The organism is Amycolatopsis nalaikhensis (assembly GCF_030264295.1).
Lineage (GTDB): Bacteria > Actinomycetota > Actinomycetes > Mycobacteriales > Pseudonocardiaceae > Amycolatopsis > Amycolatopsis nalaikhensis.
Map to the genome: position 1 here is coordinate 9,549,316 of NZ_CP127173.1, position 14,942 is coordinate 9,564,257.

At 71.7% G+C, this 14,942-nt stretch carries 13 protein-coding genes; 9 read left to right on the forward strand and 4 right to left on the reverse strand.

Going from position 1 to position 14,942, the window contains the following annotated elements; translation table 11 throughout:
• Positions 1-732 (reverse strand): ferredoxin reductase, encoded by a 732-nt coding sequence (locus QP939_RS46350; RefSeq protein WP_285453210.1) that lies wholly within the window; start codon positions 730-732, stop codon positions 1-3.
• Positions 702-1,298 (reverse strand): sulfite oxidase-like oxidoreductase, encoded by a 597-nt coding sequence (locus tag QP939_RS46355; protein ID WP_285453211.1) that lies wholly within the window; start codon positions 1,296-1,298, stop codon positions 702-704. The genes QP939_RS46350 and QP939_RS46355 overlap by 31 nt, the downstream gene beginning before the upstream one ends.
• A gap of 78 nt (positions 1,299-1,376) precedes the next feature.
• Here QP939_RS46355 and QP939_RS46360 point away from each other — a divergent pair, with 78 nt between their 5' ends.
• From QP939_RS46360 to QP939_RS46390, 7 genes are all read left to right on the forward strand, one after another.
• Complete coding sequence (locus QP939_RS46360) at positions 1,377-2,321, forward strand: LysR family transcriptional regulator (RefSeq protein WP_285453212.1); 945 nt, start codon at positions 1,377-1,379, stop codon at positions 2,319-2,321.
• A gap of 71 nt (positions 2,322-2,392) precedes the next feature.
• On the forward strand, positions 2,393-3,682 hold the full coding sequence (locus QP939_RS46365; protein ID WP_285453213.1) for an FAD-dependent oxidoreductase: 1,290 nt from the start codon (positions 2,393-2,395) through the stop codon (positions 3,680-3,682).
• A gap of 14 nt (positions 3,683-3,696) precedes the next feature.
• Positions 3,697-5,343 carry a dihydroxy-acid dehydratase gene (ilvD, locus tag QP939_RS46370; RefSeq protein WP_285453214.1) on the forward strand — a complete coding sequence of 549 codons (1,647 nt, stop codon included), beginning with the start codon at positions 3,697-3,699 and terminating at the stop codon, positions 5,341-5,343.
• A gap of 26 nt (positions 5,344-5,369) precedes the next feature.
• Positions 5,370-6,710, forward strand: coding sequence for an MFS transporter (locus QP939_RS46375; protein WP_285453215.1), 1,341 nt, complete (start codon positions 5,370-5,372; stop codon positions 6,708-6,710).
• Positions 6,707-7,984 (forward strand): aconitase X, encoded by a 1,278-nt coding sequence (locus QP939_RS46380; RefSeq protein ID WP_285453217.1) that lies wholly within the window; start codon positions 6,707-6,709, stop codon positions 7,982-7,984. Before QP939_RS46375 ends, QP939_RS46380 begins: the two co-directional genes overlap by 4 nt.
• Complete coding sequence (locus QP939_RS46385) at positions 7,981-8,397, forward strand: aconitase X swivel domain-containing protein (RefSeq protein ID WP_285453218.1); 417 nt, start codon at positions 7,981-7,983, stop codon at positions 8,395-8,397. The genes QP939_RS46380 and QP939_RS46385 overlap by 4 nt, the downstream gene beginning before the upstream one ends.
• Before the next feature lie 98 nt (positions 8,398-8,495).
• Positions 8,496-11,306 (forward strand): hypothetical protein, encoded by a 2,811-nt coding sequence (locus tag QP939_RS46390; protein ID WP_285453219.1) that lies wholly within the window; start codon positions 8,496-8,498, stop codon positions 11,304-11,306.
• Here the strand turns inward: QP939_RS46390 and QP939_RS46395 are convergent.
• Positions 11,295-11,747: a MarR family winged helix-turn-helix transcriptional regulator gene (locus QP939_RS46395; protein ID WP_285453220.1), complete on the reverse strand. Its 453-nt coding sequence runs from the start codon at positions 11,745-11,747 to the stop codon at positions 11,295-11,297. The genes QP939_RS46390 and QP939_RS46395 overlap by 12 nt on opposite strands.
• Positions 11,748-11,811: 64 nt before the next feature.
• On the opposite strand from QP939_RS46395, the gene QP939_RS46400 reads away from it, so the two are divergent.
• Positions 11,812-12,180 carry a VOC family protein gene (locus QP939_RS46400; protein WP_285453221.1) on the forward strand — a complete coding sequence of 123 codons (369 nt, stop codon included), beginning with the start codon at positions 11,812-11,814 and terminating at the stop codon, positions 12,178-12,180.
• Between the two features lie 215 nt (positions 12,181-12,395).
• Here QP939_RS46400 and QP939_RS46405 read toward each other — a convergent pair whose 3' ends face one another.
• Positions 12,396-13,235, reverse strand: coding sequence for a dioxygenase (locus QP939_RS46405; RefSeq protein ID WP_285453222.1), 840 nt, complete (start codon positions 13,233-13,235; stop codon positions 12,396-12,398).
• A gap of 169 nt (positions 13,236-13,404) precedes the next feature.
• On the opposite strand from QP939_RS46405, the gene QP939_RS46410 reads away from it, so the two are divergent.
• A complete protein-coding gene (locus QP939_RS46410) occupies positions 13,405-14,934 on the forward strand; it encodes a 4-hydroxyphenylacetate 3-hydroxylase family protein (protein WP_285453223.1) in 1,530 nt (509 codons plus the stop codon).
• The last annotated feature ends 8 nt before the right edge of the window (positions 14,935-14,942 follow it).

Here is a 14,942-nt window from a genome sequence, read left to right on the forward strand (position 1 = left end):
TCACCCTCCGCTCGCTCCGAACCGCTCCGCGCGCACGCGGCCGGGGTCGTGCCCGGCGTCGACCAGCAACCCGGTGACCGTCTCGACGAACGGCGTCGGCCCGCACACGTAGCAGGTCGGCGCGTCGTCCGCGGGCAGCCCGTACGCCTTCAGGTCGGCCGCGTCGATCCGGTGCGGTGCGCGCTCGACGCCGTCCGGTGCTTCCCGCGTGTACAGGACGACCCGCTCCGGGCCGCTCAGTTCGTCGGCGAAGTAGACGTCCGCGGGGGTCCGGGCCGAGTAGAGCAGCCGGAAGGGCGGCGCGGTCGCCGGGCGGGCCCGCACCATCGCCATCAGCGGGGCGACCCCGGAACCGCCACCGATCAGCAGCACCGGCTCGGGCTGCTCGGGCCGCCACACGAACCAGCCGCCGAGCGGGCCGAGCACCTCGACGACGTCGCCGACTTCGATGTCGCGCACGAGGTAGGGCGAGACTTCCCCGTCGGGGACCAGCTGGACGGTCACCTCGATGAACTCGCCGTCGGCGGGCGCGGACAGCGAGTAGCTGCGCTGCGCGGTGTAGCCGTCCTCGGCGGTGAGCCGGATGTCGACGTGCTGCCCGGCGAGGTGACCCGGCCAGTCCGGCACAGCGAACCGGAGGGTGCGCGCGGTAGCCGTCTCGTCGCGGGTCTCGACGAGCCGGGCGGTGAGGCGGCGACGGCCTAGTCGCCGTCGTAGCGTTGTTCCCGCCACGGGTCTCCGTAGTTGTGGTAGCCGAGCTCTTCCCAGAACCCGGGCTCGTCGTCGGGCAGCAGCTCCAGGCCGCTGACCCACTTGGCGGACTTCCAGAAGTACAGGTGCGGCACGAGCAGCCGCGCGGGGCCACCGTGCACCGGTTCGAGGGGCTCGCCGTCGAACTCGTAGGCGATCCACGCCTTGCCGTCGAGCAGGTCCTCCAAGGGGAGGTTCGTGGTGTAACCGCCGGAGCTGTGCACCATCGCGTAGTCGGCGGCGGTCTCGACGTCGGCCAGCAGCACGTCGAGCGACACGCCGCGCCAGGTCGTGCCGAGCTTCGACCAGCGGGTCACGCAGTGGATGTCGACGGTCGGCTCTTCGGCGGGCAGCGCCATCAGGTCGGCCCAGCTCCACGACGTCCGCTCGCCGGCTTCCGTGGTGACCGTGAACGACCAGTCCTCGGTCGTCACCGGCGGGGTCGGCCCCGCCGAGAGGACGGGGAAGTCGTCGGTGAGGTACTGACCCGGCGGAAGGCCGGCGTCGCGCTCGCGCCGCCCCTGGAACCCCCGGCTGAACACGGCCAAGGCACTCCCCTCTCGTCGGCGCTCACCCTAACCCGCCGCGGGCCCGCGACAGGTGTCAGCCTGATTTATAGTTCGATCGTGGCGAGGCACTCGGCGGTGCACCTGGCGAACCTGGACCTCAACCTGCTGGTGGTCCTGCGCGAGCTGCTCGGCGAGCGGAACGTCACCCGCGCGGCGGCCCGGCTCGGCGTGTCGCAGCCCGCGGCCAGTGCCGCGCTCGCCCGGTTGCGGCGGCACTTCGGCGACGAGCTGCTCGTCCGGTCCGGCAACGGCTACGTGCTGTCCGCGCTGGCCACGCAGCTGGCCGACCAGGTCGAAGCGGTGTGCACCGGCGCGGAGCGGCTCTTCGGCACCGGCCACGACTTCGACCCTGGCACGTCCGCCCGGGAGTTCACCCTGGTCATGGCGGACTACACGATCGAGGTGCTCGGCTCCCGGCTGTCCGCCTTGCTCGCGGACCAGGCGCCGGACGTCCAGCTGCACGTCCGGCTGGTCCGGGAGGCCTTCGCCAGCGACATCACCGACACGATCCGGCTGATCGACGGCATGGTCGCACCCCCGGTCAGCCGGTTCGAGCTGCCCGACGTGCGGTCGGTCGCGTTGTTCACCGACCGCTGGGTCTGCGTCGTCGACGCAGCGAACCCGTCGGTGCGAGGTGACGAACTGAGCCTTGAGCAGCTCGCCGCGCTACCGTGGGTCGCGCCCTTTCAGCCGGACCGCGGGTTCCCGCCCGCCGCGCCGATGGGCCGCCAGCTCGCGCTCTTCGGCATCCAGCCGCGCATCCGGGTCCGCGTCGAGAGCTACCAGGCCGTGCCCCACTTCGTCGCGGGCACCGACCGCGTCGCGCTGCTGCAGGAACGCCTCGCGACGCGCGTCGCCGACCGGCTCGGCCTGCGGATCCTGCCCTGTCCCGGTGATCCGGAACCGATCGTCGAGCGGTTCTGGTGGCACGCCGGGTACGACGGCGACCCGGCCCACCGCTGGCTCCGGACCGTGCTGACCGACCTCGCCCGCCAGCTATAACTCAGCCTGATACCTCCGCAGCGCGATTCTCTATTTCCGGGGGCGCGGGCGCCCAACCTAGCGTGTGAGCCATGCCGCACCCCCTCACCGAGCTGAAGGTCCACACCGTCCGCAAGCCCGCCGGTTCCGCCGCCCACCAGGTCTCCGCCGACGTCTGCGTCGTCGGCGCCGGGATCGCCGGGCTGTCCGCGGCCATCGAATCCGCCCGGCTCGGCCGCGACGTCGTGCTCGTCGACGCGCTGCCGGTGCTCGGCGGCCAGATGGTCAACTCGCTCATCGGGTTGTTCTGCGGCGTCTTCGGCAACGCCCCGGAGTACCGCCAGCTGACGCACGGGATCTTCGACGACATCTTCCGCGACCTGGGCGCCACGGGTGACCTGTTCCGGCAGCGGCGGCACACGCTCACCGTCGGCTACGACGAAGTGGTGCTCGGCCGGTGGGTCGAAGACACCGTGCGGGAGCACGGAATCCGGGTGATCACCGGCGCGGCCATCACCGGCGTTGTCCGCGGTGGCGACCGCATCGAGTCGGTCACCTTCGCCACCCGCTACGGCGCCGTGGACGTCGACGCCACCGGTTTCGTCGACGCGAGTGGGGACGCTTCCCTGATCTGGGAGGCGGGTCTGCCGTGCCGCCTGCCGGAGCGCGAGATCTACGGCTCGCAGCAGCTCGTTGTCGAGCACGTCGCCGAGGAGGCCTCGCCCGAGCCGGACGAGCTGGCCGAGCGCGTCGGCGCGAAAGCCGAACAGTACGGCCTGCGCCGTCGTGACGGGCTCGCCTTCCACTTCCCCGGCCGGGGCACCGCGGTGCTCAACATGACGCACATCGAGGCGCCCCTGGAACCGATCGCCGCGGCCCAAGCCCAGCTGGAAGGCAAGGCCCAGGCCGACCGGGTGGTGGCGTTCCTGCGCGCGGAGTTCCCGGAGGCGTTCGGGCGCATCCGCGTCCGGGCGTACGGACTGCCCGGCCGGCGGCAAACCCGCTGGGCGCAAGGGAAGCACCAGCTGACCCTCGACGAGGTGCGCGCCGGGACCCGCTTCCCCGACGCCGTCGCGCGGACCGCCTGGCCGGTGGAACTGCACGACAGCCCCGAAGGCTACGTGTGGGAGACGTTCGAGCCCGACCACGTGCACTACGTCCCGTTGCGCTCGATGACGCCCCCGGACGTCCACAACGTCCTGGTCGCCGGGCGCTGCATCGACGGTGACGCGGCCGCGCTGTCGAGCGTGCGCGTGATGGGCCCGTGCGGAGCGATGGGCATGGCCGCCGCGCACGCGCTGGACATGGCCGGGAAGGACAGCGTGCACGACATCGACCACGGCGAGCTCGCCACCCGCCTGGTCCGCAACCTCGAGTCCTGAACGGAGGAAAAGCGATGGTCCGCAGCGACTTCCCGCCCGGCTCGGTCCGCTGGGCCACCCGGCGCGCCCAGTGGCGGGCACTCGGGCTCACCGACGAAGACCTCCGCAAGCCGAAGATCGCGGTCGTCAACTCCTCGTCGGACCTGGCGATCTGCTTCAGCCACCTCGACCCGATCGCGGCCAGGATCAAGCGGGGGATCGCCGCCGCGGGCGGGCTGGCGTTCGAGGTGCGGACCACCGCGCCGAGCGACTTCATCCACTCGGCCGGGCACGGTGGCGGGTACATCCTCTCGGCGCGCGACCTCATCGTGAACGACATCGAGGTCGGCGTCGAGGGCGCGCAGCTGGACGGGATGGTGTGCCTGGCCAGCTGCGACAAAACCGCACCCGCGCAGCTGATGGCCGCCGGGCGGCTGGACATCCCGACCCTGCTCGTCGCCTGTGGCTACCAGCCCAGCGGCTGCTTCCGCGGCGGCCACTGCGACATCGAGGACGTCTTCCTCCACGCCTGCGGGACGTCCACTGTGGACGAACTCACCGAGATGAGCGAGAGCGCCGTCGGCGGCCCCGGCGTCTGCCCGGGCATGGGCACCGCGAACTCGATGCACGTCGTCGCCGAAGCACTCGGCATGGCCTTGCCCGGCACCACGCCCGTCGCGGCGAACTCGCCGTCGATGTGGGCCGCGGCCGACGCCGCCGCGGCGCGCATCGTGCGGATGGTGGAAGAGGACCTGCGCCCGCGCCGGATCATGACGGCCACTGCGTTCGGCAACGCCGTCCGCGTCGCACTGGCGGTGGGCGCCTCGATCAACACCGTGAAGCACCTGCAGGCGGTGACTGAAGAGTCCGATGTGGACGTCGACGTCCTCGGTCTGTACGCCGAACTCGGCCGGGACACGCCGGTCGTCTCGACGGTCCGGCCGAACGGGCCGCACCTCATCGAGCAGTTCGAGGCCGCGGGCGGGGCCCGCGCGGTCATGAAACAGCTCGGCGACCTGATCGACCCGACGCCCATGACCGTGAGCGGCGGTTCCGTGGGCGACAACCTGTCCGCGGCCGAAGTCGTGGATCCCGAAGTCATCCGACCCGCCGACCGTCCCTTCGCGACCGAGCCGTTGATCGTGGTCCTGCGCGGTTCGCTCACGCCCGACGGCGGCATCGTCAAGCTCGCGGTCGGCGACGCGCGCCCGGCCGCGTTCACCGGCCCCGCCCGCTGCTTCGAAAGCCAGGAGGCCGCGGTCGCCGCCCTGGCGGACGGGACCATCACCGCGGGCGACGTCGTGGTGGTCCGCGGGCTCGGTCCGCGCGGGCGTCCCGGCATGGGGATGGCGTCCCAGATCGTCTTCGCCCTCGACCGCGCCGGGCTCACCGGCGAGGTCGCGGTGGTCACCGACGGCCAGCTGTCCGGGCTCGTCAACCGCGGCATCGTGGTCGGCGAGGTCCGCCCCGAAGCCGCCGACGGCGGTCCCCTGTCCCTCGTCCGCGACGGCGACACCGTCCACATCGACCTGCCCGGGCGGGTCTGCGACCTGCGCGTCGACGCGGCCGAACTCGCCACGAGGCGGCCAGTACCCGCCGAAGACCACCACGAAACCGGCTGGCTGTCGGTCTACCGGCGCACCGTGCGCCCCCTCGGCCACGGCGCCGTGCTCCGTCCCTAGCGCTCCCCCACGACCAGGAGGCCGCAATGACGCCGCCCGAAGTCCCCCCGTCCACCGTCATCACCGAGGCCGACGAACGGCGTTCCGCGCGCGGTGGCGCGTTCTCGATGTTCGTCGACAGCTTCGACGTGTACCTCCCGGCCCTCGTGCTCCCGGCCGCGATGGCGTACTTCATGCCCGCGAACCTGTCGCCGACCATCCGCGCGACCTTCACCACGCTGCTGTTCACGGTCGGGCTGCTCGCGCGGCCGATCGGCAGCGTCATCTTCGGCAACCTGTCCGACCGGATCGGCCGCAAGCCCGTCACCATGATCAGCGGCTGGGGCTTCACGATCGTCACGCTGCTCATCGGCCTGCTGCCCGGCTTCGCGGCGTGGAACTACGGCGCGATCGCCGTGTTCGCCGCCCTGCGGCTGATCGGCGGGATCTTCCTCGCCGGTGGCTACGCCGCTCCGATGCCACTGGCGCTGGAACAGGCCAAGCCCGCGCGGCGTGGCCGGGTCGGCGGCCTCATCGGCGTGGGCGCGCCCGGCTCGTTCCTGGTGATCAACCTGCTCCTGCTGGGCCTGCTCGACGTGCTGCCGCACGGCGGTTTCCTGTCGTGGGGCTGGCGGATCCCGTTCTTCCTCGGGTTCGTGCTCGGCCTGGTCTACCTATGGCACTACCGCGGTGTGAAGGAAGACGACTCGGTGTTCCGGCAGCGTCGCACGGGGCGCCAGCCGGTGGCGGAGCTGTTCACCACGCACCGCGCGCTGTTCTTCAGCGTCTTCCTGTTCACCTGCGGGTACTGGTTCGCCACCCAGATGTCGGTGTCGTTCCTGCCGACGCTGCTGGTGCAGGTGCTGGACCAGAGCCCACGGCTGTCGTCCACGGTGGAGATCATCAGCTCGGTCCTCACGATCGTGCTGATCATGGTGCTCGCCGCGGTCGGCCAGCGGATCGGCAGGCGCGCGCTGCTGATGCGCTGGGCGCTGGTGCTCACGTTCGTCGTCGGCGGCGCGTTCGCGGTGCTCGCGGTGGCCGGCCGGGCCGGGGCGCCCGCGTGGCTGATCGGGCTGATCGCCGTGGTGGCGAAGGTGCTGCCGTCCGCGCCGCTCGGCGTCATCCTCGTGTACCTCAACGAGCGGTTCCCGGCGTCCGTGCGGGCGAGCGGGTACGGCATCGGCTACATGTTCGGGCTGATCCTGCCCGGCCTCTACACGTTCTGGCTGCTGGCGCTCAGCTCGATCATGCCCTACGAGTTCACGCCGATCGCGCTGATCGTCTTCGGCGGCCTGCTGATGTTCGAGGCCGTGCGCCGGGGCCCGGAGACCAACGGCGTCGCCGACCCGGTCCCGGCGGTCTCCGAGCGGGAGGTCGCGCGGTGATCCTCACCGACGACGAAAAGGCCATGCGGGACGGCGCCGACGGGCCCGCGGTGGCGGCGGCCATGGACCTGCTCATCCGCTACGGCGAGGCACTGGGCGCGGAAAAGCTGTGCGATACCCGCAACGTCGCCGGCACGAGCACCCAGCCGTCCCCGGTGAAGGCGAAGCTGGTGGCCGAAGGCGGCTGGAACAAGGCGTTCGCGGTGCTCAACCTCGACTGCGACGACGTCGTCGAGATCCCCGACATGCGGGTGCCGACCTGCCAGCTGCAACAGGGCTTCGGCCCGGACTCGGTGGGCGTGGTGCCCTACCCGAAGGAGTTCGTCGAGCTGCAGAGCGACGCCGAAGCGTTCTACGGGCGGCGCGGGGTGAACATCCTCGCGACCTGCACGCCGTACCAGGTGGGCAACCTCCCGGTCCGCGGCGAGCACTGCGCGTGGATGGAGTCGTCGGCGGTCGTGTACGCCAACTCCGTGCTCGGCGCCCGGACCAACTGCGAAGGCGGGACGTCGACCGGGGCGGCGTCGCTGACCGGGAAGATCCCGTGCTGGGGCAACCACCTTCCGGAGAACCGGTTCGGCACGCACCTCGTGGAGGTGGACGCGGGCGTACGCGACTTCATGGACTGGGGCATGCTCGGCTACTTCGCGGGCGGGCTGGTCCAGGACGAACGCCCGGTGGTCACCGGGGCGTTCCCGCGTCCCGACCTCGTCGACCTCAAGCACTTCGGCGCGGCCGCCGCGTCTTCCGGCGGGGTCGAGCTGTACCACCTGCCGGGGATCACGCCCGAAGCGCCGACGGTCGAAGCGGCCTTCCGCGGCCCGACGCCGTCCGCTGTCCACTATGGACTGCGCGAGCGACGCGAGGTCTACGAGACGCTGAACGACCAGGGCCGCTCGACCGACGTCGACTTCGTGCTGCTGGGCTGCCCGCACGCGTCGATCGACCAGATCCGCGCCGCCGCCCGCGCCCTGGACGGCAAGCGGCTGCACTCCGGGACGCAGCTGTGGATCATGACGCCCCGGGCGCTCAAGGCGGTCGCGGACCGCAGCGGCTACACGGCGGTGATCGAGGCCGCGGGCGGGCGCCTGCTCGCCGACTCGTGCCCGGCGATGTCCCGCGTCGCACCGCCGGGCACCCGCGTGTTCGCCACCGACTCGGCGAAGCAGGCGCACTACCTGCCCGCGATCCTCGGGATCGAGGCGTGGTTCGGCTCGCTGGAGGACTGCGTGGACGCGGCGGTCACCGGCCGCTGGCGCGGTGACCTGCGATGACGGTCCTGCGCGGGCGGACGATCGTCCCCGGCGTCGTCGAGGGCGAGGCGCTGGTGTCGCACGAGACGATCTCGGGCTGGGGCGGCATCGACCCGGCAACCGGAACGATCATCGAGCGTCGCCACGAACTGCACGGGGTGTGCTTCACCGGGAAGATCCTCGTGTTCCCCGGCGCGAAGGGGTCGTCGGGCTGGTCGGGGTTCTTCCAGTCGACCCGCCTGCTGGGCACGGCGCCGCTGGGCATGATCTTCACGGTGGTGACGACGAAGGTGGCGCTCGGCGCGGTGGTGACCCGGGTACCAGCCCTCAGCGACCTCGACCGCGACCCGGTCGAGGTCATCCGCACCGGCGACCGCCTCCGCCTCGACGCCGACCGCGGGTTCGTCGAGATCCTCACCCGAGCCCCCGCCTGACGCGTCACTTTCATCGTGAAAGTGACGTGGAGGACCGGGCTCCGGATAGCTTTCACGTGAAAGCTGCGCCTCGCCGGAGTGTCGTGTTCGATGGGCGCATGGGGATCCAGAGGCGGGACCGGGGCTCGCTGCGCGACATGATCACGGTGCTGTCGGGCCTCGGCACGCCGTTGTCCGCCACCTACGCCACCGGCTTCGCCGACGCTATGGAACTCCCGCCCGCGCGGACCGGGCAGCCGCTCGGCCGCCCGGCGACCCCGGCCGACGTCGCCGAGTTCCGCGCCGCGTGCGAACGGGAACTGGCGGCCACGACCCGCGCGCTGGACGCCGCCCTGGCCGATACCACGCTGCTCGACTGCCTGTGCCTGGCCGTCCTTTTCGGACAGGGTGAGGACGGCACCCGGCTGGGCACCCCGAACGCGTTCACGCACGAGATGGAGTTCCTGGCCTCCTGCTCGTCACAGATCGCCTCGCCGACCCTGTTCAGCCGCCGCAACCTCGAGGCCGCGCTGCGCGCCCTCGCCCTCGCCCGGCGGCACGAGGTGCTCGACGGCCAGCTGGTGCTGACGGACGGCGAGATCTCCCCGGCCGCGCGGGGCGAAGGGTGGCAGGTGCACCACCAGCTGGCGTGGTCGTGGCGGTCGGGGCACGGCGCGTTCCCGACCCGCTACGACTGGGCGTACTCGGTGCGGCTGGCCCAGCGGATCCGCGACCGCGGCGGCGACCACCCGGACCTCGCGGTCCTGCTGTCGGCGTACATGTTCGTCCTCACCGGCTGGGCCGACGCGCTGCGGGAATTCCACGAGAAGGTCACCGATCCCGCGTTGCGCACCTTGCTGCGGGAGCGCACGATGCTGCACCTGCCGGACGCGCTCACCCTGTCCGAGCCGACGGCGAACGACGTCGCCCTCGCCGCGAGCAGGCTCCTGCTGCCCTGGCACGTGCTCGCCGACGCGTTGCCGGACTCGCAGCGGGAAGAGGCCGAGCGGTGGCGGGCGCTGCTCACCGCGAACCCGGCGGACCTGGGCCGCAACACCGCGCGCGGCCACGTGTTCGACTCGCCGCTGGCCGCCGCCCCGCTGGTCGCGGCCGGCGACCTGGTGCTGGTCAGCCTGCCGCACCTGTTCAGCACGGACCTCTCCCAGCTCGTCGAGCGCGTCTTCGCCCGGCTGGCCGGCCCGCCCTACTACCGGGCCCGCGGCGAGGAGGTGGAAGAAGCCGCCCTGAAGCACCTGGCCGCCGTGTTCCCCAGCGCCCAGGTCCTGCGCGGCGGCAAGTACCCCGGCACGCGGCCGGGCGAACTGATCGAAGTGGACGGCGTCCTGCTCTGGGAGGACGTCGCGCTGGTGGTGGAGGGCAAGGGCGGCTATCTCAGCACGCGGTCCCGGCACGGCGACCCGGAAGCCGCCGTCACCGAGCTGCGGCGCACCGTCGGCGACGGCTTCTTCCAGGTGGCCCGCCTGGTCCGCGCGCTGGAGCGGGACGGCCGGGTCACCTTGACCGGCGACCGCGGCGCCTCGCTGACGCTGGACCACAAGGCGATCCGCCGGATCTACGCCGTCGTGCCGACGGCGGACACGTTCGACCCACTGTCCACTTTGCTCGGTCTGCTGTGGCGGCGGGAGGTCCTGCCGGAGGGCGCGTTCCCGCTGATCGTGGCCGTGCCGGAGCTGAACCTGCTCACCGACCTGCTGCCGACCCCGCCGGAGCTGCTGGCGTACCTCGAATACCGCGAGGAAGTGCTGGCCACGCCGAGCATCCGCACCGGCGGCGAACTGGAGCTGCTGGCCACCTTCGCGACGACGATGGACGTCGTCGGCACGTTCCGCGAGCTGGACGTGCCCAGCGTCGCGCTCAGCACGGACCACCAGGAGAAGTACCTCGACCCGTGGCTGGAGCAGGCTTTCCACACGTGGATCAACGGCCTCCCGCCGGTCCCGCCCCCGAGGCGGCACGTCGAGCGGCACCGCGAGAAGATCGAGCGGTTCCTGGCCGCGACGCACGACACCGCGGCGGCGACGGTCCTGCAGCAGCTCACCGGGGCGCAGCTCGGCGCGGCCGAGCAGTACGCCGAGCGCGTCCCGCCGGTGCGCCGCGGCACGCTCTCCCCGAACACCTTGGGCGACTTGGGCATCGTGGTCACGAACCCGCTCGACCCGATCGAGACGGTGCGCGCCGTGCGGCCGGTCGAGGACCTTCGTGCCCGCAGCCGCTGGGTCGTCTACCTGACGCCCGAGACCGAGTTCCGGCACGCCGAGGTCGGCGGGACCCACGTTTTCGGGAGCGCGGCCGCGTCTCTGGCCGAGGCGTCCCGCCTGGGCGCGGTGGCGGACTGGTTCGACCGGGCGGCCGCGCGGCGGCACGGCCCGATCACCTCGGCGGATCGCGCGCTGGTCGAGGCGGGCGTGCCGGAGACGATGGCACTGGGCCTGACCCGGCTGGGCTTGACGAAGGCGGTGCTCGACCTGGCCGACCCGGAGTGGAGTCTCACGCAGGCGGCCGACTTCTACCTGACGCACGTCCGCCGGGCGCTCGAGGTGACCGGCTCGGCCCTCCCGGCAGCGGCGGCACGAGAGGTGTTGCGGCTGCTGACGAGCGGCCGGATCCACCCGGCCGACGCGGCCGCGTTGATCGAGCAGGTCGTCCGCGCGCCGAAAGTTTCCCCGGAGTCGCTGGCCCGCGCGGCGGGCCTGCTGACCGACGAGGACGACGATCGTCTCGCCGCCGCGGTTCAGGCCGCGCTGACCGCGTTGGACCTGACGGCTGACCAGGTCCGGTCCAGCCGGGGGAAGGAACGCCGCCGGATCCGCGACCGCCTGCTGGGCACGATCCGCCGCGAGCACCCCGGCGTCAACGCGCGCGCCGCCGTCGAAGCGGTGGAGCGGTTGTTTGCCGGGTCATCCGGGTAAGCGGGCGTCGCGCAGGGAACGGATCATGCTCTGCAGGCTGCGGAAGGCGTCCGCCTGTTCGGCCTCGGTCATGCCGGACAGCATCCTGACCTCGACGGATCGGACGGCCGCGCTCGCCTTTTCCAGGCTCTTCCGGCCGCGGGGCGTGAGCCGCGTGGGGAGAGCTTTCCCGACGGGTGCCTCCGCGGGCCGGGTCACGTAGCCGTCGCGTTCCAGGGCTTGGAGCAGGACGTTCATCGTCTGCCGGGTGACGAACGCGCCCCGCGCCAGCTCGGAGTTGGACAGACCCGGCCGTTGCGCCAGCAGTTCGAGGCAGGAGTAGTGGGTCACGTTCATCCCGAGCGGCCGCAGCACCTCTTCCATGGCGACGCGGAGGGCGCTCGACGCCTCCTTGAGCAGATAGCCCAGTGACGTCTTCAGGTCGACACCGTCTTGACTCATGTCAGCATTCTGACATAGATTGGGTCGTGTCAGAAAGCTGACACACCATCGAAGGAGTCACGACATGCCCGCCACCGGCCCCGACTTCATCTCGCTCCAGGCCCGCGACCTCGACGCGTCGCAGGCGTTCTACGAGCAGTACCTCGGCCTCGTCCGTTCGCCGGCGGGTCCGCCGCACGCGGTGGTCTTCGAGACGAAACCGATCGCGTTCGCGCTCCGCGAGGTCATCCCGGGCACCGACCTCGAGTCGGTCGCGCAGCCCGGCATCGGCGCGGCGATCTGGCTGCACGCGACGGACGTCCAGGCCATCCACGACGCGTTGGCCGCCGACGGCCACCGGATCGTCACGGCCCCGATCGACGGGCCTTTCGGCCGCACGTTCACGTTCGCCGACCCGGACGGGTACCACGTCACGCTCCACGACCGTGCGTGAAGGGGCGGCCGGGCGGCTTGGGAACGGGTGTCGCGAATGACTCATTCGGGACCTCGGAGGTCCCGAATGAGTCATTCGCGACCCAGGCGCGGCGGGCGGCGGGCGCGATCACCGGCGCCCGGCAACGCAAGCAGAGCACGAGATCACCAGACCTCCCCCGCCCCTCGTCCTCGCCGCTCTTCACTCCGCGAGGAGGGGCGGGGGATGTCGGGCCCTCAGGCCACGCGGTCCAGCACGAAGGTGTGCTCGACGAGGTCGAAGGGTCCGTCCGGCCCCTCGCGGAGGTCTCGCCGGTACAGCAGCGACCGCTTGGTGCCGAACACCGGGTCCTGGTCCAGGTACGGGTCGTCGTCGCGGAACAGCATCGTCGTCACCGTCGAAAAACCCGGGGCCGCGATGCGGACGTGGATGTGGCCCGGCCGCATCACCGGGCGGCCCGTCGCGTGCATCAGCTCGCCGACGGGGCCGTCGTCCGGGATCGGGTACGGCGCCGGGGCGATGCTGCGGATCCGGACCGTGCCGTCCGGGCCCGTGCGGAACAGCCCGCGCATCGCGGCCGCGTCGAGACCGGGGACGTCGGAGTCGTAGTGGCCGTCGCTGTCGGCGTGCCACACGTCGAATTCCGCCCCCGCCACCGGCGCGCCCGCGGTGTCGACCACCTTGGCGTGGAACAGCAGCGGCGTGCCGGGCAGTCCGTTGGAGATGTCGGCGCCGTCGGCGAACTCGGGCCGGACCTGCCGGTAGAACGGGCCCTGGACGCTGTTTTCGGTCGCTTCCGCGCTCCGCCGGTGGTTGACCGTGTCGACGAGCGTGGTCACCCCGAGCACGTCGGACAGCAGGATGAACTCCTGCCGGGTGTCGTCGCACTTCTGCCCGGTCCGGGTCAGGAAGCCGATCGCGTGCGCCCATTCGGCTTCGGTGAGGTCCACTTCGCGGACGAACTCGTGCAGGTGCCGGACCAGCGCCGACAGCACCGTGCGGGTTCGCGGGTCCGGCGTGTCCGCCAACGTCCGCAGCACCCCTTCGGTGATGCTCTTTTCGTCCGGGTCCAGCATCGGTTCCTCCTCGCGTTCGTGCCGGAAAGCTAGCCGGGTCTCCGTTAGCCGCGGCGAAATCCCGTGTTAGCGCGGATTCACCCCGCGGAACCGGGTGTCCCTCACCCCGTTGCCCGGCACGGTCGGTCTCGGCGCGGCGGACCGCGCCACCGAGCGGAAGGAGCGACCTGTGCTGCGAACCGGTAAGGAATACCTGGACGCGCTCGACGACGGCCGGGTGGTGTGGGTGGGCGACGAAAAGGTCGACAACGTCGCCACGCACCCGAAGACGCGGGACTACGCGAAGCGCCTCGCGGACTTCTACGACCTGCACCACCGCGACGACCTGCGGGACATCATGACCTTCGTCGACGACGACGGCGAGCGCCGGTCGATGATGTGGTTCCGCCACACGACGAAGGACGAGCTCAAGCGCAAGCGCCGCTACCTGGAGACGGTGATCCGCGAGCTCGACGGCGGCGCCGTGCCGCGGACGCCGGACGTCAACAACTACGTCCTGGTCACCTACCAGGACGATCCCGTGCCGTGGAGCGAGCAGTCGCAGGGCACCGGCGGGCGGGACCTGACCGTCGGGATCCAGGAGTTCTGGGACCTCATGGTGGAGGGCGACCTCAACGCCGCGCCGGCCTTCGTCGACCCGCAGACCGACCGGTCCCGGGAGTCGGCGCAGGCCGAGTCGCCCGCGCTGCGGATCGTCGAGACCCGCGAGGACGGCATCGTCGTGCGGGGCGTCAAGGCCATCGCGACGGGTGCGGCGTTCGCCGACTACATCCACATCGGCGTGTTCTTCCGCCCGGGCATCCCCGGTGAGCAGGTCATCTTCGGCGCGGTCCCGACGAACACCCCCGGCGTCACCCTGGTCTGCCGCGAAAGCACGGTGAAGGAGGGGCAGTACGAGGAGCACCCGCTGGCCGCCCGGGGCGACGAGCTGGACACCACGATCCTCTTCGACGACGTCTTCATCCCGTGGAACCGGGTGTTCCACATCGGCAACCCGAAGCACGCGTCGCTCTACCCGCAGCGGGTGTTCGACTGGCTGCACTACCAGGCGCTCGTGCGCCAGACCATCCGCGCCGAGGTGATGGTCGGCCTGGCCCTGCTGATCACCGAGCACGTCGGCACGTACCAGCTGCCGCCGGTCCAGGCCCGGCTGGCCCAGCTCGTCGGCTTCCACCAGACGCTGCGCGCGCACGTGCTCGCCTGCGAGGAGGACGGGTTCACCACACCGGGTGGCCTGTACAAGCCGAGCGTGCTGCTGTTCGACTTCGGCCGGGCCTACTACCTGGAGAACGTGCCGCGGATGGTCGACGAGCTCGTCGACCTGGCCGGGCGCTCGTCGCTGATCTTCCCGACCGAGAAGCAGTGGAACCAGCCGGAGCTGCGCCGGTGGCTCGAGCCGTTGCAGACGGGCCCGATCGGGCGCCCGCACGACCGGCTCAAGATCAGCCGCGTGATCCGGGACCTGTACCTCTCGGACTGGGGCGACCGGATCAGCGTGTTCGAGAACTTCAACGGCACGCCGTTGCTGGCGGTGCGGATGCTGACGATGAACCGCGCGGAGATGGCGCCGTCGGGGCCGCTGACCGACCTCGCGCGCAAGATCGCGGGGATCGGGCCGGCCACCCCGAAGGACGACGGGAAGACCCAGTACGCCGGGCAGGCGAACTACGCCCGCCAGCAGGACGCGCGGGTCAGCTGACCGCGGCT

Coding starts and splice junctions, on each gene's coding strand:
- QP939_RS46365 (WP_285453213.1), top strand. CDS start 2,393: ATGCCGCACCCCCTCACCGAGCTGAAGGTCCACACCGTCCGCAAGCCC.
- ilvD (WP_285453214.1), top strand. CDS start 3,697: ATGGTCCGCAGCGACTTCCCGCCCGGCTCGGTCCGCTGGGCCACCCGG.
- QP939_RS46375 (WP_285453215.1), top strand. CDS start 5,370: ATGACGCCGCCCGAAGTCCCCCCGTCCACCGTCATCACCGAGGCCGAC.
- QP939_RS46385 (WP_285453218.1), top strand. CDS start 7,981: ATGACGGTCCTGCGCGGGCGGACGATCGTCCCCGGCGTCGTCGAGGGC.
- QP939_RS46390 (WP_285453219.1), top strand. CDS start 8,496: ATGGGGATCCAGAGGCGGGACCGGGGCTCGCTGCGCGACATGATCACG.
- QP939_RS46395 (WP_285453220.1), bottom strand. CDS start 11,747: ATGAGTCAAGACGGTGTCGACCTGAAGACGTCACTGGGCTATCTGCTC.
- QP939_RS46400 (WP_285453221.1), top strand. CDS start 11,812: ATGCCCGCCACCGGCCCCGACTTCATCTCGCTCCAGGCCCGCGACCTC.
- QP939_RS46405 (WP_285453222.1), bottom strand. CDS start 13,235: ATGCTGGACCCGGACGAAAAGAGCATCACCGAAGGGGTGCTGCGGACG.